The sequence below is a fragment of the Streptomyces sp. NPDC058685 genome (genome assembly GCF_042714725.1).
GTDB lineage: Bacteria > Actinomycetota > Actinomycetes > Streptomycetales > Streptomycetaceae > Streptomyces.
Window position 1 is genome coordinate 26,103 of the sequence record NZ_JBHXSL010000011.1, and the last position, 20,318, is coordinate 46,420.

The following is a 20,318-nucleotide window of genomic DNA, read 5'->3' on the forward strand; positions in this document are numbered from 1 at the left end:
GCGGCGTCGGCGAAGTACTCGGGATGCTTCGACTCCTGCGCCAGCCGGCACAGCCGCTGAAGGTGCTCCCCCGACCCCAGCACCCCGTCCAGCAGCCGCGACATGTCCTGCTGCGGTCGACGCTTCGCGGCCTCGAACTGGCCGATGTACGCGCCCGAGCAGAAGACCCGCTCCCCCAACTGCTCCTGCGACAGCCGGTTCTCCTCGCGCAAGCGGCGAAGTTCCGCTCCGTAGAAGCTCCTTGGTGAGACGTACGGGTCCACATCCTTGGCCTGCGTCATGCCGGAAAGGCTAGCGATGATCCGTCACCGTGCGCGTGCGTTCCCTGACAATGCGTCCGTACGGGAGGCGATGAGGTTCCTCTCCGGTAACCTCGGCCCCGGCCACCCATGAGGAGTTTCCATGACCCCGCCCGTCGTCCACTCGCTGCGCGAACAGATCCGCGAGCACATCGTGGAGGGGATCGTCAGCGGGCGCTGGAAGCCGGGCGAGCGCATCGTCGAGCGGCGGATCGCGACCGAGCTGGAGGTCTCCCAGACGCCGGTCCGTGAGGCACTGCGGGAGCTGGAGAGCCTGCGGCTGATCGAGTCCGCGCCGAACAAGGGCGTACGGGTCCGCAATCTCACCGCCGCGGACCTGGAGGAGAGCTACCCCGTGCGGGCGGGCCTGGAGCAGATCGCGGCCGAGCTGGCGGCGGACCGGCTGGCAGACGACTGCTCGTGCCTGGAACCGCATGTGGCCGGGCTGTACGCCGCGGACCTGGCCGCCGACTCGGCCGCGCAGGTGCGGCACACGGTCGCCTTCCACCGGGAGCTGGTGCGGGCGGCGGGCAACGGTGTCCTGCTGCACACCTGGGAAGGGCTCGGCATCGAGGTGTTCACGGCCCTGTCGATCCGCTGGCTGGGGACGGTCCAGAAGTCCTACGCCGAGGAGCACGAGGCGCTCGTGGCGGCCTTCAAGCGCCGCGATCCACAGATCGGGACGCTCGTGAAGGCCCATGTGCTGGGCTGCGCACCGCGCGCGTAACCCAGCCGAACGCGGTCGAAGTGTCTGAAATATCACCTCCCTGAGCGGCACAGCGTGCCCACTTTTGCGGCACCGGATGCCAATTTGGCCCGAAGCTTTGATCGATCATCGATCAGCGACTTACAGTTCACCTCGGGTCCACCGACCCATGGCCCCGTCCTGCCAGACAAGGCCCCTTTCTCCACCCCCCTCCTGTCCGGAAGGCGGCGATCATGTCCGACCCCGTAGGCAAGCTTCCGAGCGAGCTCGACCAGCTCCCGGACCGCGACGCCGAGGAGACCGCCGAGTGGGCGGCCTCCCTCGACGCCGTCACCGAGCACGCCGGCCCCCACCGGGCCGCGTACCTGATGCGCCGCACCCTCCAGCACGCCGAGACGGCCGGGGTTCCCGTGCCGCGGCTGCTGGAGACGGACTACGTCAACACCATCCCCACCTCCGCCGAGCCCGCCTTCGACGGCGACGAGGAGCTGGAAGCCCGGATCACCGCCTGGAACCGCTGGAACGCGGCCGCCATGGTGACCCGGGGCTCCCGCCACGGCGTCGGCGGCCACATCGCCACCTTCGCCTCCGCGGCCTGGCTCTACGAGACCGGCTTCAACCACTTCTTCCGCGGCAAGGAAGGTGACGGCAGCGGCGACCAGCTCTACATCCAGGGCCACGCCTCCCCCGGCATCTACGCCCGCGCCTTCCTCGACGGCCGGCTGTCCGAGCAGCAGCTCGACCTCTTCCGCCAGGAGTCCGGCGGCAACGGTCTGCCGTCGTACCCGCACCCGCGGCGCCTGCCGTGGCTGTGGGAGTTCCCCACCGTCTCCATGGGCCTCGGCCCGCTCTCCGCGATCTACCAGGCGCGCTTCAACCGCTATCTGCACAACCGCGGGATCAAGGACACGGCGAACTCGCACGTGTGGGCGTTCCTCGGCGACGGCGAGATGGACGAGCCCGAGTCGACCGCGGCCCTCGCGCTCGCGTCCCGTGAGCGGCTCGACAACCTGACCTTCGTCATCAACTGCAACCTCCAGCGCCTCGACGGACCGGTCCGCGCCAACTTCAAGATCGTGCAGGAGCTGGAGGCCCAGTTCCGCGGCGCCGGCTGGAACGTCATCAAGTCGCTGTGGGGCTCCGCCTGGGACGAGCTGTTCGCCCTCGACACCACCGGCGCGCTCGTGCGCCGTCTGCGCGAGGTGCCGGACGCCCAGTTCCAGACGTACGCCACCCGGGACGCGGCCTACATCCGCGAGCACTTCTTCGGCGCCGAGCCCGCGCTCGTCGAGCTGGCGAAGCTGGTCACCGACGACAAGATCGCCGAACTCTTCTTCACCTCCCGCGGCGGCCACGAGGCCCGCAAGGTGTACGCGGCGTACCGCGCGGCCGTCGAGCACAAGGGTGCGCCGACCGTGATCCTGGCGCAGACGGTCAAGGGCTACACGCTCGGCAAGGGCTTCGAGTCCAAGAACGCCAACCACCAGATGAAGAAGCTGACGACGGACGAGTTCAAGGGCATGCGGGACCTGCTCGGTCTCCCCATCCCGGACAGCGCGTTCGCCGACGGCCTGGTGCCCTACGGCCACCCCGGCGCCGACTCCCCCGAGGTCCGCTACCTCCAGGAGCGCCGCGCGGCCCTCGGCGGCCCCGCCCCGGCCCGCCGGGTGCGGGCCGTGGCACTGCCCGCCCCCGAGGAGCGCGGCTTCAAGGCGCTCGAAAAGGGTTCCGGCAAGCAGGAGATGGCCACCACCATGGCCTTCGTCCGGCTGGTGAAGGACCTCATGCGGGACAAGGAGACCGGCAGGCGCTGGGTCCCGATCGTCCCCGACGAGGCCCGCACCTTCGGTATGGAGTCGCTCTTCCCCTCGGCCGGCATCTACTCGCCGATGGGGCAGACGTACGAGCCGGTCGACCGCGACCAGCTGATGTACTACAAGGAGGCCAAGGACGGCCAGATCCTCAACGAGGGGATCACCGAGGCCGGGTCCATGGCCGACTTCATCGCCGCCTCCACGTCGTACGCGACGCACGGCGAGCCGATGATCCCGTTCTACATCTTCTACTCGATGTTCGGCTGGCAGCGCACGGCCGACCAGATGTGGCAGCTCGCCGACCAGCTCGGCAAGGGCTTCATCGTGGGCGCCACCGCCGGACGTACGACGCTGACCGGTGAGGGCCTCCAGCACGCGGACGGCCACTCGCATCTGATCGCGTCCACCAACCCGGCGTCGCTCAACTACGACCCGGCGTTCGCGTACGAGATCTCGGTGATCGTCAAGGACGGTCTGCGCCGGATGTACGGGCGGGATGCCGACCAGAACGAGAACGTCTTCTACTACCTGACGGTCTACAACGAGCCCAAGGTGCAGCCCGCGATGCCCGAGGGCGTCGAGGAAGGCATCCTGCGCGGTCTGTACCGCTTCAAGGAAGGCGTGCCGGCCTCCGCGGACGCGCCGCGGCTCCAGCTGCTGGCCTCCGGCACGGCGATCCACTGGGCCCTGGAGGCGCAGGAACTGCTCGCCGCCGACTGGGGCGTCACGGCCGACGTGTGGTCCGCGACATCGTGGGGCGAGCTGCGCCGGGACGCGCTGGAGGCCGACGAGGCCCTGCTCCGCGGCGAGCAGCGCACCCCGTACGTCGCCCAGGCGCTGGAGGGCGCTCCGGGCCCGGTCCTCGCGGTCAGCGACTGGATGCGTCAGGTCCCGGACCAGATCAGCCAGTGGGTCGAGCAGGACTGGTCCTCGCTCGGCACGGACGGCTTCGGTCTCTCGGACACCCGCGAGGCGGCCCGCCGGCACTTCGGCGTGGACGCGCAGTCGATCACCGTCGCGGCTCTGGCCCAGCTCGCCAAGCGCGGCGAGGTACCGGCCTCCGCCGTGAAGGAGGCGCGGGAGCGCTACGGCCTGTAGCCCTCTGAGGCGTGTGCGTGCGAGGACCCCGGCGGAGCCACCCCCGCCGGGGTCCTCCTCTGTCCGCACGGGCGATGCTTGACCCTGACACCGTGTGAAGGCGTGCAGTGGGAGGCGTCATGTTCACCATCGGAGACTTCGCCAGGCACGGCCGTGTGTCGGCCCGCATGCTGCGTCACTACGACGCGATCGGGCTGCTGCGTCCCGCCCACACCGACCCGTACAGCGGCTACCGCTACTACACGGCCGCCCAGCTCGCCCGCCTCAACCGTGTCATCGCCCTCAAGGATCTCGGCTTCACCCTGCAACAGGTGCAGGAGATCCTGGAGGACAAGGTGGGCACGGAGGAACTGCGCGGGATGCTCGTGCTGCGACGGGCGGAGCTGGAGGAGGCGATGGCCGCGGCGGCCGCACGGCTGGCGCAGGTCGAGGCGAGGCTCCGGTCGATCGAGAGCGAGGGTTTCATGCCCACCGACGACGTCATCGTGAAGAGCGTCCCCGCCGTGCGGGTGGCCGAGCTGACCGCCACCGCAGCGAGCTACGGACCCGAGGACATCGGGCCCGTCATCTCTCCCCTGTACGAGGAACTGTTCCGCCGCGTGGAGGCGTCCGGCGTGACGCCGACCGGACCCGGTATCGCCTACTACGAGGACGCGCCGGAGGGGAACGGCGCCGTGGTCGTGCACGCGGGCGTCACCGTCTCCGAGGCCCACCGGCCGGACCTGGACTTCGCGATCGTGGAGCTGCCGGCCGTCGAACGGGCGGCGACCATCGTGCACCGCGGCTCGATGCAGGGCGTCCTGCCGACCGCGCAGACACTGGCCCGCTGGATCGAGTCGGGGGGCCACATCTCGGCCGGCTACGCCCGCGAAGTGTCCCTGGAATGCCCGCCCGGCGACTTCGACAAGTGGGTGACGGAACTCCAGGAGCCCCTCGCCTGAGCTGGGCCATGATGGGGGCATGCGTGCTGCCCGGCTGATCAAGATGGTGCTGCTCCTCCAGGCCAGACCCTCCATGACCGGCGCCGAGCTGGCCGAGGAACTGGAGGTCTCGGAGCGGACCATCACCCGAGACGCACTCGCGCTCTCGGAGGCCGGGGTCCCGGTCTACGCGGACCGCGGGCGGGCCGGCGGGTACCGGCTGATCGGCGGCTACCGCACCCGGCTGACGGGCCTCGGCCGCAGCGAGGCCGAGGCCCTGTTCCTCTCCGGGCTGCCGGGCGCGCTCAGGGACATGGGACTGGAGGACGCGGCGTCCGCGGCCCGGCTGAAGGTGTCCGCGGCGCTGCTGCCCTCGGTGAGCAACGCCTCCGAGAGCGCGGCGCAGCGCTTCCATCTCGACGCCCCCGGCTGGTACCAGGAGCCGCGGACACCGGAGCTGCTCCCGGCGATCGCGGAGGCGGTCTGGGAGGACCGCCGCGTCCGGGCGGCCTACCGCCGTCAGGACGCGGAGGTGGAGCGGGAGTTGGAACCGTACGGCCTCGTGCTGAAGGCGGGTGTCTGGTACCTCTGCGCCCGTGCGGAGGCCACGTTCCGGGTGTACCGGATCGACCGGTTCTCCTCGGTGGAGCGGGGCGGCTCGTTCTTCGAACGCGACGAGGAATTCGATCTGCCCGGGTTCTGGGAGAAGCGCGCGGCGCAGTTCGCGCGCTCCATCCTGCGGGCGGAGGTGGTGCTCCGGGTGACGGAACGCGGCGCCGCGCGCCTCCCGCACCTCACCGACCGCGCGGCGGCCGATGAGGCCCTGTCCTCGGCCGGCCCTCCGGACGCGGAGGGCCGGCTGACCCTCACCCTGCCGGTGGAGAGCTACCAGGTGGCCTTCGGCCAGCTGTTCGCGCTGGGCCCGGAGGTGGAGATCCTGGAGCCACCGGAGCTGCGGGAACAGTTCGCGGAGACGGCGGAGCGGACGGCCCGGCTCTACCGGTAGACCGCCCCTGCCGACGGGCGGACCGCCGGTGGCCCCAGGTCTCCGGCCGGCGGTCGTCTACCGGTAGTCGTCGATCGACGGCGTTCCGCCCGCCTGTTCCGCCAGCATGTAGCCCCACACGTCCGGCCGGCTCCCGTCCGCGTCGGTGAAGCCGTACTCCCTCGCCAGCCTCCCGCTGTCCAGCGACATCCCGTTCCAGCGGGCCCGCTCCGGGTCCCCTGCCAGCGCCGCCACCCCGCGGCCGAGGTACAGCGGCGACTCCGACAGCGCCCAGTGTTCCTGCTTGTCGATCCCGTCCCGCCAGGTCTCCTCGGTGAGGCCGAAGATGTCGAGCATCTCCTCGGAGCGGAGGAAGCCGGGCGTGACCGCCACGGCCGAGCACCCGACGCTCTTCAGCTCCTCGCCGAGGATGAAGGCCATCCGGATCGGCGTGTTCTTCGCCAGGTCGTAGAAGAAGTTCTCGCGGAAACCCTTGTTCGTCTCGGCCGTGCCGTCGGTCACCTCGACGACCAGGCCGCCGGGCTCACGCACCAGCAGGGGCAGCGCGATGCTGCTGGTGATGATGTGGCTGCGAGTGCCGAGGTCCAGCATCCGCAGCCCGCGGTCCAGGTCGACGTCCCACATCCTCGTGTTGAAGTCGAGCAGGAAGTTCCCGCCCCAGACGTCGTTCACCAGGATGTCGAGACGCCCGTGGTCGCGGTCGATGCGCTCGGTCAGAGCCCGTACCTGATCCGCCTCGAGGTGATCGGTCTGCACCGCGATGCCCGTACCGCCGGCGGAGGACACCAGGTCCGCGGTCTGCTCGATGGTCTCGCCGGCCCGGCCGACCTCGCTGACCTGCGTACGCGTGGTCCGGCCGGTCACGTACACGGTCGCCCCGGCGGCGCCGAGCTGTTCGGCGATGGCGCGCCCCGCGCCCCGTGTGGCCCCCGCGACCAGGGCGATTTTCCCGGCAAGTGTCTTCTGCGTCGTCATGAACCGACCGTCGCACGAATACCCGACACCTTCTGTCCGCCATTCAAAAGAGTCGGCATTTCGTGGCTCCGCGTGCGCAGCCCCCCGCCAACCACGATGCTGGACCCGTGATGGACGAGACGGAGTTCTGGGAGATCGTCGACAGCACCCGCGAAGGCGCCGAGGGTGACCCCGAGGACCATGCCGATCTGCTGGTCGAGCGGCTGCTGCAACTCGACCCCGACTCCGTGCTGGATTTCGCCCGGCACTTCGAGGCCCGCTACAACCGCGCCTACACCTGGGACCTGTGGGGGGCTGCTGCCGTGCTGCTCGGCGGCGCCAGCGACGACGCGTTCGACTACTTCCGCTGCTGGCTCATCGGCCAGGGCCGGGAGGTCTTCGAAGGCGCGGTGCACGACCCGGACGAGCTGGCCGAACTGCTGGACGAGTTCGACGAGGACATCGACGGGGACGGTGAGGAGCTCGGGTACGCGGCGGACGAGGCGTACGAGCAGCTCACCGGTGTCGTCGCACCGGACCTGGGGATCCCGCCACAGACCGCGGAGCCCGCGGGCACGCCCTTCGACTTCGACGACGACTCCGCGCTGGCCCAGCGCTTCCCCAAGCTGTGGGAGCGCTTCGGCGACCTGTGAGAACCGCCCGCGGGCAGCGCTCGCCGGGCGTCCTCAGCCGAGGGAGCGGCCCATCATGACGTCGTCGGCGTAGCGGCCGTCCAGCCAGAACTCCCCCGGCAGCACGCCCTCGACCGCGAACCCCTCGGCCTCGTACAGCGCCCGGGCCGGCTTGTTGTGCCCGAGCACCCGCAGGGTGATGCGCACCGCGCCCTGCCGGCGTGCCAGCTCGCACGCCGCCCGCACCAGGGCCCGCCCGGTCCCCCGGCCGCGGGCCCGGGTCGCCACCGCGAGGCCCTGTATCTGGCGCACGTGCTGGTTGCACGCGAGGGGCGTGGGCGGGACGAGGCGGATGAAGCCGATGAGCGTGCCGTCGGCGTCCTCGGCGACGAGGAAGTCGCCGGGCGGGTGCTGGGCGTCGAAGAACGGTGCGTACGGAGGCAACGGTCTCGGTGTCACGGCGTGCAGCGTCGACCAGGTGTCCCGGTCGAGCCGGCCGAGAGCCTCCTCGTCGGTACGCAGTGCGGGGCGTATGTGCGACTCGGGCATGGAGGCAACTGTGTCACGGGGGTCGGCCGGGGCAGGATGAGGCCATGCGGATCGCGGTCACCGGCTCCACCGGACTCATCGGTACGGCACTTGTGCGCTCACTGCGCTCGGACGGGCACGAGGTGGTGCGCCTCGTGCGGCGGCCCGCGCGGAGCGGGGACGAGGTCGAATGGGACCCGCACCGGCAGTACGTCGACGCGGCGGGACTGGTGGGCTGCGAGGCCGTGGTGCACCTCGCCGGAGCCGGGGTAGGGGCGCGGCGCTGGACGGACGCGTACCGCAAGGAGATCCACGACAGCCGGGTGCTGGGCACGGCCGCGGTCGCGGAGGCCCTCGCGTCGCTGGACACCCCGCCGCGGGTGCTCGTCTGCGGCAGCGCGGTCGGCTTCTACGGCGACACGGGGGACCGCGCGGTGGACGAGGAGGCCCCACCGGGGGACGGTTTTCTGCCGAATCTGTGCGTGGAGTGGGAAGAGGCGGCGGCCCCGGCGGCCGAGGCCGGCGTACGGACCGCCTTCGCCCGGACCGGGCTGGTGGTCTCCCGCAAGGGCGGGGCGTGGGGACGGATGTTCCCGCTGTTCAAGGCGGGTCTCGGTGGGCGGCTCGGTGACGGCCGGCAGTACTGGAGCTTCATTGCGCTGCACGACGAGGTCGCGGCGCTCCGGCACATCCTGGACACGGAGTCCCTGTCGGGTCCGGTGAACCTCACGTCCCCGCAGCCGGTCACCAACCGGGAGGTGACCGCTGCCATGGGGCGTGCGCTGCACCGGCCGACGGTCTTCGCGGTGCCGTCGGCCGCGCTGAAGATCGCGCTCGGCGACATGGCGGGTGACGTGCTGGGCAGCCAGCGGGTGCTGCCGCGACGGCTGCTGGACTCGGGGTTCACGTTCGCGTTTCCCGGCATCGACGAGGCGGTCGGCGCGGCCCTGCGGTGACGGCCCGTCGCGCGGCCGGAGTCCGGGCGCGGCCCTGCGGTGACGGCCCGTCGCGCGCCGGTGTCCGGGCGCGGGGCTGCGGTGACGGCCCGTCACACCCCCGGCGTCCGGGCGCGGGACCCGGCGCGCGACCTCGGCAGACGCGCGCCCCCCGCGCTACGGTGCCCCGCCGCGTGCGCGAGCCGCGCTTCGGCCACGGCTGCCTACTCTCGACCGAACTCGGGTATCCCGGGAGCCTGATGGGGGCATGAGCCTCCCACCAGCCGCGCCGACCTCGGGGAGGGGCACGTGCTCATCAGCACCGCTCACCATGCGGACGTCATCATTGTCGGGGCCGGTACAGCCGGTCTCTCGGCGGCTCATCAGCTCATCGCGGCAGGCCTCAGCGTCACTGTGCTGGAGGCCGCCGCCAAGCCGGGCGGCCGCATGGCCACCGAGGAGATCGACGGCTTCCGGCTCGACCGCGCGGGCCAGTTGCTCAACACCTCGTATCCCGAGCTGCATCGCACGGCCGGCCTCGGGGATGTGGTTCTGCGGCCGTTCGCACCGGGTGTCCTCGTGCACAGCGGAGGGCGGCTTCAGCGGACCGGGGAGACGGTCCACCGGGCGTCGGAGCCGGGGAGCGCGGGACGGGGGTCGCTGCGGGCGGTACGGAACGGGGCGGCTCAGGGGGCTCGGGGCACGGCGTGGGGGCCGCCGCACGCCCTCCGGGGCATAGGGGGCGCGTTCACAGTCGCGCGCGCCCTCGCCGGCGCTCCCAGGCCGCTGGACGAGGCCCGGCTCGGCGCGTCCCTCGCCCGGCTCGCGGGTACGTCCGTGGAGCGCCTGACGGCCCGTCCGGAACGGACCACGGCCCAGTCGCTGGCCGCGCGCGGCCTCCCCGCCCGTACGGTCCAGGGCTTTCTGCGCCCGCTGCTGTCGGCGCTGCTCGGCGACCCGGAGCTGACGACGTCGAGCCGGTGCGCCGACCTGGCGCTGCGGGGCTTCGCCCGGGGGCGGATGTGCGTCCCGGAGGGCGGCGCGGCGACGCTGCCGGAGCGACTGGCCGCCGCACTGCCGCAGGGCACGGTGCTCACGGGCGTGCGGGTCAAGGACGCGTCGATCAACAGGGTCAGCACCGAGGACTACGGCGAACTCACCTGCCGCGCGCTGGTGCTGGCGACGGGGGCGCGGGAGGCGGCCGAACTGCTGCCGGGTCTGCGGGTGCCGGCGTTCCATCCGGTGACGGTGCTGCACCACACCGCGCCGTGCGCACCGCCCACCGGATCGGCGCTGGTCCTCGACGCGGAGCGGGACGGCCCTGTCTCGCACACGGCGGTGATGAGCGAGGTCGACCCGACGCGGGCGCCGCGCGGCCGGGTGCTGATCTCCTCGACGGTGCTGGGCACACCGCCGCCGTATCTGGACCGCCAGGTCCGCACGCATCTGGCGAAGCTGTACGGGACACCGACGGCGGACTGGTCACTGCTGGCGGTCCACCACAACCCGGAGGCGGTCCCGGCGATGCCACCACCGCACGACATCCGCCGCCCGGTGCGCCTGCTGGCGGGCCTGTACGTGTGCGGGGACCACCGGGACACGAGCACGGTGCAGGGGGCGCTGCACTCGGGCCGGAGGGCGGCGGAGGCGGTGCTGCGGGACATGGGCGTACGCGCGCCGGAACGGGCGCCGCTCCGCTCGGCGGCGTAGCAGCTGTCCCGCACGGTGTTGCTGGGTGTCACGATCACTGACGTGGATCTGCCGCGAAACACGGCGAGATGGTCCCCGGTCGGCGCATGGGGACCATCTCGGCGGCGGGAAGCAACGCGGGCTACGTGACCTTGAGCGTGAAGGTGTGGCTCGCTCCCAGCGGTGGAGAGAAGCTGTCCTTGATCGTGACGGTGACGTCGTAGTCACGCGCCGTATCGGGCAGCGTGCCGGTGATCTTGCCGGTCTTCGCGTCGCCGGCGAGCGACGGCGGCAGGCCGGAGAATTCCCAGACGGCCGGCTTGTTGTACGCCTCGGTCCCCCCGGAACCGGTGGGCTGCCACACGAAGGGCGTGCCTTTGGACTGCGAAGGCGGCGTCTTCGTCGTATCCAGAGTGGGCGGATGCTCCCCCGCCATAGCGGCAGGTATGCCGATCAGTCCGTTGGCCGCCGCCACCGCGACCCCGTCCACCACGGCCAACACCCCGTAGGCGTAGTTGACCTGCGGTTCGGCCCCGAAGAACCACCGGACGACGGCTCGGAAGAACTGGACGATGTCCGGTGTGTTCTGGAGTACCGCGCTGGCAAGCGCGCACTGCGCCAGCTGCTCGTTGGCGGGAGGATGTTTCTGGACGGCCGCAACACCGCAGCCGAGGCTGACCGAACCCACCAGGAGGTGAGCGATCGAGCCCTCGAAGATGTGGTGGGCCTTGTTGAGCACCGTCCCGAGGTTCTTGAGCAGCGTCGACCGGTACCCGATCTTCTCGATGAGATGACCGACCACGGTCAGACCCAAGTCCACGGCAAGCCGGGCTGTCTGGACTCCCCAGGCGGCGGCCCCTTCCTTGTTCTCCCACTTGTAGTCGCCCATGATGGGAGGAATCGTGTAGACGAGTGACGCCAGAGTGAACACATCGGTCGCGGCGTTGATCATCGCGACGGTGGAGATGACCGAATCCGGTGGCACAGGGTTGTCGGGTGCCGCGTACACAGGCATGTAGTAGTCGCTCACGCCTACGGTCAGCCCTTGCCCGACCATGCAGACGATCCCGAATCCGGCCTGAAGCCTGACCATCTGGGCGTTGAATTCCCAGTCGTCCTCCGCGGGGGTACTCGCGGCGTCGTAGCGCGGATCCCAGGGGGGCAGCGGGATCTCGGGGAAGTCGCCGTTGGGGAACGGCGGGTTGTCGACGCCGTGGATCAGTTTGTGGACGACCGTGTAGAAGAACCCGGCGATGAGGCAGACCAGCTTTCCGAGCGTCAGGTCGCCTGTGGGCTCCGTTCCGGTCGCCATCTTGCCCACCCACTTGTACAGGGTGTTCAAGAGGGCACCGACGACAGTCGGGATGGGCAGGTCGAGGAGGTCCCAGAATTTCGCGCTGAGTTTCGACGAGACCTCGAGGAACTTGTCGGCAAGGTCCGACAGTGCGTGGATGGCCTTTTTGACCAGTGAGCGGACCGCTTCGACGACCTCCTCGAAGGCGGACCTGCCGGCGCCACTGCCGGAGTCGACTTCGCAGAACTTGTCGATCGCGTCGTAGAGCAGTTTGCCCTGCTCGATGAGGCTTTCCAGACTGGGCGAGCCGAGGAGGGAGCTGAGCAGATCATTGATATCCGCGAGAGTGTCCTCGTCCTGCGGCCGCATCGGCGGGTCCCAGAGCTCCTTGAGTCCCGGATTCGCGGACGAGAACGTCTTGTTGTACATCCACGTGGCCTGCGGTGTACTCAGTTTGTCCTTCTCAAGAGGTGTGCCGGTGGGCGCCGTGGCCGGTGGGACCTTGTTCTGGAAGTCGTCCATGCGGGCGCCCTTGTACTCCGCCAGCAGGGAGTCGAGCAGCGCGTCGAACCGGGCCTCCTTGTCCGCGAACCATCCGCGCGCCTGCGGGCGGAGATAGTCGATCGTCGAGACGGCGATCGGACCGAGGGACTTGAACGCTTTCTCGAGTGCTTGCGCGGTGTCCCAGATGTCCTTCAGAGCGAACAAGGACTTCAGCCAGTCGATGGCTCGCTGGACCGCGTCGGCGATCGCCTGGAACACCGCTTCCACTGCGCGCGCGGCCTGCTCCACCGTCTCCACGATGAATTCCCCGAGGGAGACGATGGCGTCGCCGACCCAGATGGCGAGCTTCACGACGGCATCGACGAAGATCTCGGCGATCTGCGTGGCGCCGGTCTTGATTCCCTCCCACACGTCACTCACCCAGCTCGTGACGTCGTCCCACCAGCCACCGTAGGACGGGTGGCTGTCGCGGTAGGCGTGGTAATCGTCGATCTGCTCCTGGGTGCGGAAGATCTGGAACGCCGGCCTGGAGGGATCCCAGAACTGAATGACGTAGCCCTTGACCTCCTGCGGTGCCCGGAAGCCCGCTACGGACATGCGGGGCAGCTTCTGGTCTCCCGTGGCCATGCCGTAGACAGCCTTGCAGTGCTCGACGACGGTCTGCGGTTCGAGCTGGTACTTGTCCTTGATCTTGTTCCAGTCGGCCACGAGCGGCTGTTGCTCCCCTCGGGCGTTCGTGACCTGGGCGTTGCGCAGCTCGTCCGCGTTCAGTAGGCCGCGTTGCGAGGGGAGGGTGCCCTTGCCGGCCAGGTAGTCGCTGACGGGGGCGGAGAAGTCGATCGAGGTGCCGTTCGCGACACCCTCGGCATTGAGCACGATGACGGCGGGCGTGAGTCCGCGAGCCGCGACGGAGATGGAGGCCTTCCCCGTGGGCCCGGTCATGGACCGGGCACTGCGTCCGGGCCCTACGAGGTACGAACGGCTGTCGATCTGCACCTCGACGAGGGTGTCGGCGGAGACGTCGACGGGCTGGTTGGGTACGGCGAACCCCGTCCCGTCGACCAGCGTGACGTCGGCGACGTAGTGGCTGACCAGGTGCGGGTGTTCGGTGGATGCCAGCCGCACCCGGTCCATGGCCCACTCACCGTTGACCAGGTCCTGCGTACAGATGCAGAAGGACTCGGACGGAAGCATTCCCTCCATGGTGATGAGCTCGTTGGGCCGGTAGTCCGGGTACGGGTCCAGGTGATAGGCCGCGACTTTGGCATGCAGGCCCACGGAGACGGTGGTGGCAGCGCCGGAGGTCGCGCGGGCCTCGGTCCACCGCAGACGCAGCGCGTCACCGTCCTGGACATAGGCCTGCTGATGGATCACCTGCAGCGTGTTACGGCTGTCGAGGCCGAAGACATGCAGGGAGTTGTCGGCGTCCTGCCAGATCTGCGCGCGTACCAGCTGGACGGGGAGCGAGCCCGCTTCGACGCGGCTGTTGGGGGTCCAGTAGGTGAAGTGCAGCGACCCGTTGGGGTCGAGCCACGCCACACCCACATCACTTTGCTGGTTCATCTGCGGGAGCGCCGGGGCGTTCCAGGTGCCGCAGAACTTGCCGTAGATCGAGGTGTCCGGCTGCTGCCCCTGCGTGCCGGAGAAGCTCACGCGGATGGTGCGTTCCGCCGAGCCGCGGATGTCGCGCAGGTAGACGACGTGGAAGGGCTTGTCCTTTGTCGAACGGGTGCTGACGAACCCTCCGCCGGCGATGGAGATGGTGTCGGGGGGCACGTTGGGCACGGTGCGTGTGACCGCCGTCCAGCCGTTGATCCCGTCGGAGCCCGGGGTCAGGAAGGCGGCTGAGACGATGCCGATGACCAACTGCCTGTCCGTGCCGGATGTTTCGATGTGACCGGATATCAGCGTGGGTCCGGCATCGGGTGAGTAGCTCACGGCCAGGCCGAGTTCGCTGCGCGGCAGGTCCTTCAGCACGCCGGCCTCACGCACCCAGGCGCAGATGGGCTCGCCCTTGTCGGTCCGGCCCTTTTGGACCAGACGCAGAAAGAGCCAGTCGTCGGCGGCCCATGTAGGGACGCACGCCGCCCAGACGGTTCCGTCGGGGTGGACCACGGTCACGACTTCGTCGCACAGCGCCGGCTCGTCGGCAACCACGACCTGCTGCTGCTTCCAGCCGGTTTCGGAGGCGGCCGTGCGCGCGAGGTAGGTGAGGTGGCCCTCGTCGTCGATGATGAGCGCTTCCTCACTCCCCTTGTTGAAGGGATTGGCGAAGAGCGCCTGCTGGTTGCGGCCGTCGCGCATGCTCACCGCACTGGCGACCACGGCATCTTCCATCAATTGCGTACTGACGGTGAAGCTGTTCGGCGTCTGCGCGGCGGCGGCAGGGTCGGACCGCTTCGAAGAAGAGGAGAGAAACGTTTCTACGCTCATGGCGTGCAGCTTCCGTGGAGTCGGCCCCAACCGGGCCGTGCAGGTAGAGCTGCCGGGCGATGCCCGGCCGGGGCCGCAGAGGGCCGCTGGTCATCGGGACGGCCGGAATCGGTCGTCCAGCGCGCGTCGGCGACATACACGCAGAAGGCACGCCATGCACCTGTTGCTCAGCAATGAGAGTGCTTGGTGCGCGAATCGCGGTATGGGACCGGTAGGCCCTTTTGTTCTAAATGACGGCCACTGGCGTGCGCAACCATTAACGCCCAGAAGTTCGAATATGCCGCCATTTCGCCATGGCGCTTTACTTTCAGATACATATTTACTGATTCACGAGTGGCAAAAGGCGCAAAAAGATAGAAAATGACCGAGGTACGGCCGGGGCCGGTGAAGTCGTCGTCCCCGCTCCGCCGCCGGGGCTCCGCCCCGAACCCCGCGCCTCAAACGCCGGCGAGGCTGAATCCGCCCGCGCACCCGACGAAACAAGGTCAGGCGGCAACCCCAGCCGTGCCGCTACCCCAGGGTCGAGACCCGGTCCCGGTACCCCCGTACCGGCGCCGCGTCCCGATACGGCTCCAGCCGGCGTTCGAAGTCCCGTACGTACTCCACCGCCCGAGCCGACCGCATCTCCGACGCCTGGAGCGCCGCCTCCGCTCCCAGCGCGCACGCCTGGTCCAGTTCGCCCAGGCCCAGCCGGGCCGACGCCAGCACCACCCGGCAGAACAGGCGGCTGCGCGCGAAGCCCGGGGCGCGGAGCTGGAGTGAGCGTTCCGCGTGCTGGATCGCCGGGCGGTACTGCTGGAGGTCCCGGTGGCAGTGGCCCATCTCGTCGGCCAGCTGCGCCTCGTCGAAAGTCCGCGCCCAGTGCGGTGCCTCGTCCCCCGGCCGCGCCGCCTCCAGCGCCCGTTCCGCACGGACCAGCGCCGCCGTGCACGCGCGGACCTCGCCCAGGACCCCGTGTCCCCGCGCCTCCACCGAGTGCAGCATCGCCTGCACCAGCGGCGGCGCCGACGACCCCATGCCCTGCTGGGCGACCCGGGTGAGCTGCACGGCCTCGCGCCCGTGGCCGAGATAGACCGCCTGGCGGCTCATGGTGACCAGCACATAGGAGCCGTACGCCCGGTCCCCCGCCGCCTGGGCGAGCCGCAGCGCCTGGACGAAGTAGCGCTGGGCCAGTCCGTGCGCCGCGATGTCGTACGAGGTCCAGCCGGCCAGCCGGGTCAGATCGGCGACCGCGGCGAACAGACGCCGCCCGGTCGTCTCGCCGTACGAGCCGCGCAGCATCGGCTCGGCCTCGTGCTCCAGGTAGCGCACCAGCGCCTGGCGGGCGTGCCCGCCGCCGTACGCGTGGTCCAGCGAGCGGAACAGCTCGCCCACCGAGCGCAGCGCCGCGATGTCGCCGCCGGACACCCGCTGGCCGGGCCCCCGGTCGACGGCGCCGCGCTGCCGCGGCACGGCGGACGTCCCGCCCTGGGCGGGCACCCTGGCGCCCGTCCCGTCACTCCGCCCCACGCGCTCGTCGGCCCGCCCGATGAGCCAGTCCCGGCTCGGCACGACCAGCCCCGCCGGGGTGAACGCGATCTTCCGCAGTTCCGCGTGGCTGCCGGAGTCCTTGCGCCACAGACCGCCGACGATGTCCACGGCCTCCTCGGGGGTCGCCGCGAATTCCAGCCCCGCGTACACCGGCGCACAGGCGTCCAGGCCCAGGTCCTGGGCGGACAGCCGGCGCCCGAGGCGGCGGGTGAACACCTCGGCGATGAGCGCGGGCGTCGTCCCGCGCGGCTGCTGACCGCGGAGCCAGCGCGTCACGGACGTCTTGTCGTAGCGCAGGTCCAAGCCGTGCTCGAGTCCCAGCTGGTCAACCCTGCGGGCAAGTCCTGCGTTGGAGAATCCGGCTTCTGCGATGAGCGCGGCGAGCTGGCGGTTGGGGATGCGCTGCGATGGTCGTTCCGTCATCAGCTGTGCGGTCTCCTGCCTTCCGGGCCGGTCGCCAGCCCTCATGGAACGGCGTGAATTTAGCGGCCCATCGCGCCCGGACCGCCACCTTCGCCCCACATTCATCCGATCGTGTGAGGATTGGCGTCGACGCTGACAGGCGCTGACGGCGGGCACCCCCGGACCGCGTTTCCGCGAGCCGCCGTACAGTGGCTGGGGCGCGAATACGTGCACGCTGAAGGTTCTAGGGAGGCACTGCCGTGAGTGAGCTGCGGTTCGTCCGGCTGGGGTTCGGCGAGGACGCCGTCGAGTACCAGGAGGCATGGCAGAAGCAGCGCGAGGTCCATGCCGCCCGGTTCCAGGACGAGATCCCGGACACCTGTCTGCTGCTGGAGCACCCGCCCGTGTACACGGCGGGACGGCGTACGGCCGACAGCGAGCGCCCCCTGGACGGCACGCCCGTGGTCGACGTCGACCGCGGCGGCAAGATCACCTGGCACGGCCCCGGCCAGCTGGTGGGCTACCCGATCCTGAAGCTGCCGCGTCCCGTCGACGTCGTCGCGCATGTGCGCCGTCTGGAGGACGCGCTGATCCGCGCGTGCGCGGAGTTCGGTGTGGAGACCAGCCGCGTCGAGGGCCGCAGCGGTGTGTGGGTGCTGGGCGACCCGGTGGAGCAGCGCCCCTCGCTCGGCGGTCTGTCGCTCGACTTCGACCCGCGGCTCGAGGACGAGGAGTTCGATCCTCGGCTGAACGGGCCCGAGTACGCCCCGTCCAACGCCGGCCAGCGCCGCGAGGACCGCAAGCTCGCCGCCATCGGCATCCGTATCGCCAAGGGCGTCTCCATGCACGGCTTCGCGCTCAATGTGAACCCGGACAACACCTGGTTCGACCGGATCGTGCCGTGCGGCATCCGGGACGCCGGAGTCACCTCCCTGGCCAATGAGCTCGGCCGGGATGTGACCATGGAGGAGGTGCTCCCCGTGGTGGAGAAGCACCTGCGAGCCGTGCTGGAGAACGCGGAGCTGCGGCCGAGGATCGTGGACGCCGCCCCGGATGTGACCGTGGAAGCCGCCGTTTAGGGAATGCACCCCTGGGTCCGCGGGTTGGCCGGACGTAGGGCCGAACAATTGACGGGCGTACCCTGGTGTGCGCCGCAGAATCGAATGCCGCGCGATCGCAGAAAGGGGCGCCGACGTGTCCGCTGTCGCACCCGACGGACGCAAGATGCTGCGCCTGGAGGTCCGGAACAGCCAGACCCCCATCGAGCGCAAGCCCGAGTGGATCAAGACCCGGGCGAAGATGGGCCCCGAGTACACGCAGATGCAGAAACTCGTCAAGAGCGAGGGACTGCACACCGTGTGCCAGGAGGCGGGCTGTCCCAACATCTACGAATGCTGGGAGGACCGCGAGGCCACCTTCCTCATCGGTGGTGACCAGTGCACCCGGCGCTGTGACTTCTGCCAGATCGACACGGGCAAGCCGCAGGCGCTCGACCGTGACGAGCCGCGCCGGGTGGGCGAGTCCGTCGTCACGATGGACCTGAACTACGCCACCATCACCGGCGTCGCCCGCGACGACCTGGAGGACGGCGGTGCCTGGCTGTACGCGGAGACCGTGCGCCAGATCCACACGATGACCGCGGAGCGCGAGGGCGGCCACACCAAGGTCGAGCTGCTCATCCCCGACTTCAACGCGGTGCCCGAGCAGCTGGCCGAGGTCTTCTCCTCGCGCCCCGAGGTGCTCGCGCACAACGTCGAGACCGTGCCGCGGATCTTCAAGCGGATCCGCCCCGGTTTCCGTTACGAGCGCTCCCTGGAGGTGATCACCCGCGCCCGCGAGGCGGGGCTGGTCACCAAGTCGAACCTCATCCTGGGCATGGGCGAGACCCGTGAGGAGGTCAGCGAGGCACTGCGGCACCTGCACGAGGCCGGCTGCGAGCTGATCACCATCACGCAGTACCTCCGCCCCTCCGTGCGTCACCACCCGGTCGAGCGCTGGGTGAAGCCGCACGAGTTCGTGGAGCTGAAGGACGAGGCCGACGAGATCGGTTTCTCCGGTGTCATGTCGGGTCCGCTGGTGCGTTCGTCGTACCGCGCGGGCCGGCTGTTCGGGCAGGCCATGGAGCGCCGGACCGCCGTCGCGGCCGGAAAGACGGGCTGACGGACCGGCCTCCGGTGACGGCCGGACTGTGTGAAATCGGGCACAAGTGACTACCGCCGAGTAATGGCGAGTTCGACGCGGCTCGTACGCTCCCCGCAGGTCGGGGCGGCGTACGGGCCGCGTCAGTGTCCGCGGGCGGGGCGTAAAGGTTTCATCGGTGTTTGACCCGTCAGTCATGCGCTGGTAACACCAATCAGTGACTCTGGCTTTACGCACCGCACTCGGCGCTCCCCGGACAGCTCCCCGCATCCGGTCAGGGCGAGTCGCCCACCGCATCCGCACCGAGTCCACCCGCACTCCGTCGTCACCCACCCCGAGGGGGACCGTCACCATGCAGGCCGCGCCAGTACGCCCCGTACGCGCAACCGCCATCCCGTCCGTCACCGACGCCCTGCGCGCCATGGAGTCACTGCTCCTCGGCAGCGGGCAGCGCACCGCCCGTCGCAACGCCTGGACATCGGTCCTGGAGGACCGCCGCCGGGCCAAGGACCGCGTCGAGGCCCAGCACGTACTGGAGGCCGTGGCCGGACGCACTTCCTGAGCCACGTAAACTTCCCGGTATGGCGAGGAAGGCAAACTCTGACAGCGGCGATGCCGCTGAGAACCCCGGGCGGCTCAAGCAGATCGCCCTGACGTACAAGATGACCCGGAAGGCCGACCCGAAGATCGGTCTGATCCTCGCGGGTGTGGGAATCGTCACCTTCGGCGTCCTCCTCGCGATCGGTTACCTGATCGGTCATCCCATCTATCTCGGAATCCTGGGCTTCCTGCTCGCCTTCCTCGCGATGGCGATCATCTTCGGGCGCCGGGCCGAGAGGGCGGCGTTCGGACAGATGGAGGGCCAGCCGGGTGCGGCGGCCGCCGTCCTGCAGAACGTGGGCCGCGGCTGGACGACGACGCCCGCGGTCGCGATGAACCGCAGTCAGGACGTCGTCCACCGGGCCGTCGGCAAGGCCGGCATCGTGCTGGTGGCCGAGGGCAACCCGAACCGGCTGAAGTCGCTGCTCGCGGCCGAGAAGAAGCGCATGGCGCGCATCGTGGTGGACGTGCCGGTGCACGACATCGTGGTCGGCGACGGCGACGGCCAGGTGCCGCTGAAGAAGCTGCGCACCACCATGCTGAAGCTCCCCCGCGTACTGACCGGACCGCAGGTCACGGCCGCCAACGACCGGCTGCGGGCGCTGGGCGACCTGATGAGCAACATGCCGCTGCCGAAGGGGCCGATGCCGAAGGGCATGCGGATGCCGCGCGGCAAGATGCGCTGACGCGCACACGCGCGACGAACAACCAGAAGGGGGGGGCCGGGCCATTGTACCCCCCCCCCCCGCAACCCCACACCCCCCCCCCCCCCCCCACCGCGCGCGCCCCCCCACGCCCCGGCCGCGCCCCCAGGCGGTGGTTCACCCCCGGATCG

16 protein-coding genes are annotated in these 20,318 nt (G+C 70.2%); 11 read left to right on the forward strand and 5 right to left on the reverse strand.

Annotated features, from left to right (window positions below; genetic code table 11):
- On the reverse strand, positions 1-281 hold a 281-nt coding region (locus tag ACFWU3_RS12880; protein WP_384435321.1), incomplete at its 3' end, for a multiprotein-bridging factor 1 family protein.
- A gap of 121 nt (positions 282-402) precedes the next feature.
- On the opposite strand from ACFWU3_RS12880, the gene ACFWU3_RS12885 reads away from it, so the two are divergent.
- From ACFWU3_RS12885 to ACFWU3_RS12900, 4 genes are all read left to right on the forward strand, one after another.
- Positions 403-1,026 carry a GntR family transcriptional regulator gene (locus ACFWU3_RS12885; RefSeq protein ID WP_384435324.1) on the forward strand — a complete coding sequence of 208 codons (624 nt, stop codon included), beginning with the start codon at positions 403-405 and terminating at the stop codon, positions 1,024-1,026.
- A gap of 212 nt (positions 1,027-1,238) precedes the next feature.
- On the forward strand, positions 1,239-3,917 hold the full coding sequence (aceE, locus tag ACFWU3_RS12890; RefSeq protein WP_384435327.1) for a pyruvate dehydrogenase (acetyl-transferring), homodimeric type: 2,679 nt from the start codon (positions 1,239-1,241) through the stop codon (positions 3,915-3,917).
- 119 nt (positions 3,918-4,036) lie between these two features.
- Positions 4,037-4,858, forward strand: coding sequence for a MerR family transcriptional regulator (locus ACFWU3_RS12895; protein WP_384435330.1), 822 nt, complete (start codon positions 4,037-4,039; stop codon positions 4,856-4,858).
- A 19-nt stretch (positions 4,859-4,877) separates the two neighbouring features.
- Positions 4,878-5,843, forward strand: coding sequence for a helix-turn-helix transcriptional regulator (locus ACFWU3_RS12900; RefSeq protein ID WP_384435333.1), 966 nt, complete (start codon positions 4,878-4,880; stop codon positions 5,841-5,843).
- Between the two features lie 57 nt (positions 5,844-5,900).
- Here the strand turns inward: ACFWU3_RS12900 and ACFWU3_RS12905 are convergent, their stop codons facing one another.
- Positions 5,901-6,818 (reverse strand): SDR family oxidoreductase, encoded by a 918-nt coding sequence (locus ACFWU3_RS12905; RefSeq protein WP_384435336.1) that lies wholly within the window; start codon positions 6,816-6,818, stop codon positions 5,901-5,903.
- A 110-nt stretch (positions 6,819-6,928) separates the two neighbouring features.
- Between ACFWU3_RS12905 and ACFWU3_RS12910 the strand changes: the two genes are divergently transcribed.
- On the forward strand, positions 6,929-7,450 hold the full coding sequence (locus tag ACFWU3_RS12910) for a DUF4240 domain-containing protein (RefSeq protein ID WP_384435733.1): 522 nt from the start codon (positions 6,929-6,931) through the stop codon (positions 7,448-7,450).
- Between the two features lie 33 nt (positions 7,451-7,483).
- Here the strand turns inward: ACFWU3_RS12910 and ACFWU3_RS12915 are convergent, their stop codons facing one another.
- A complete protein-coding gene (locus ACFWU3_RS12915; protein ID WP_384435339.1) occupies positions 7,484-7,978 on the reverse strand; it encodes a GNAT family N-acetyltransferase in 495 nt (164 codons plus the stop codon).
- 44 nt (positions 7,979-8,022) lie between these two features.
- Here ACFWU3_RS12915 and ACFWU3_RS12920 point away from each other — a divergent pair, with 44 nt between their 5' ends.
- Positions 8,023-8,913 (forward strand): TIGR01777 family oxidoreductase, encoded by an 891-nt coding sequence (locus ACFWU3_RS12920; RefSeq protein WP_384435342.1) that lies wholly within the window; start codon positions 8,023-8,025, stop codon positions 8,911-8,913.
- A 288-nt stretch (positions 8,914-9,201) separates the two neighbouring features.
- Positions 9,202-10,602, forward strand: a complete 1,401-nt coding sequence (locus ACFWU3_RS12925) for an NAD(P)/FAD-dependent oxidoreductase (protein ID WP_384435345.1) — start codon at positions 9,202-9,204, stop codon at positions 10,600-10,602.
- A 121-nt stretch (positions 10,603-10,723) separates the two neighbouring features.
- Here ACFWU3_RS12925 and ACFWU3_RS12930 read toward each other — a convergent pair whose 3' ends face one another.
- Entirely contained in the window at positions 10,724-14,812 is a 4,089-nt protein-coding gene (locus tag ACFWU3_RS12930; protein WP_384435348.1) for an Ig domain-containing protein, read from the reverse strand.
- A 510-nt stretch (positions 14,813-15,322) separates the two neighbouring features.
- On the reverse strand, positions 15,323-16,765 hold the full coding sequence (locus ACFWU3_RS12935; protein ID WP_384435351.1) for a regulator: 1,443 nt from the start codon (positions 16,763-16,765) through the stop codon (positions 15,323-15,325).
- Positions 16,766-17,004: 239 nt separating this feature from the next.
- On the opposite strand from ACFWU3_RS12935, the gene lipB reads away from it, so the two are divergent.
- From lipB to ACFWU3_RS12955, 4 genes are all read left to right on the forward strand, one after another.
- Positions 17,005-17,823: a lipoyl(octanoyl) transferase LipB gene (gene lipB / locus ACFWU3_RS12940; protein ID WP_313946757.1), complete on the forward strand. Its 819-nt coding sequence runs from the start codon at positions 17,005-17,007 to the stop codon at positions 17,821-17,823.
- Between the two features lie 115 nt (positions 17,824-17,938).
- Positions 17,939-18,904: a lipoyl synthase gene (lipA, locus tag ACFWU3_RS12945; RefSeq protein WP_384435354.1), complete on the forward strand. Its 966-nt coding sequence runs from the start codon at positions 17,939-17,941 to the stop codon at positions 18,902-18,904.
- A gap of 331 nt (positions 18,905-19,235) precedes the next feature.
- Positions 19,236-19,445 (forward strand): hypothetical protein, encoded by a 210-nt coding sequence (locus ACFWU3_RS12950; protein ID WP_327684647.1) that lies wholly within the window; start codon positions 19,236-19,238, stop codon positions 19,443-19,445.
- Positions 19,446-19,464: 19 nt separating this feature from the next.
- Complete coding sequence (locus ACFWU3_RS12955) at positions 19,465-20,169, forward strand: DUF4191 domain-containing protein (protein ID WP_384435358.1); 705 nt, start codon at positions 19,465-19,467, stop codon at positions 20,167-20,169.
- Positions 20,170-20,318 lie beyond the last annotated feature (149 nt).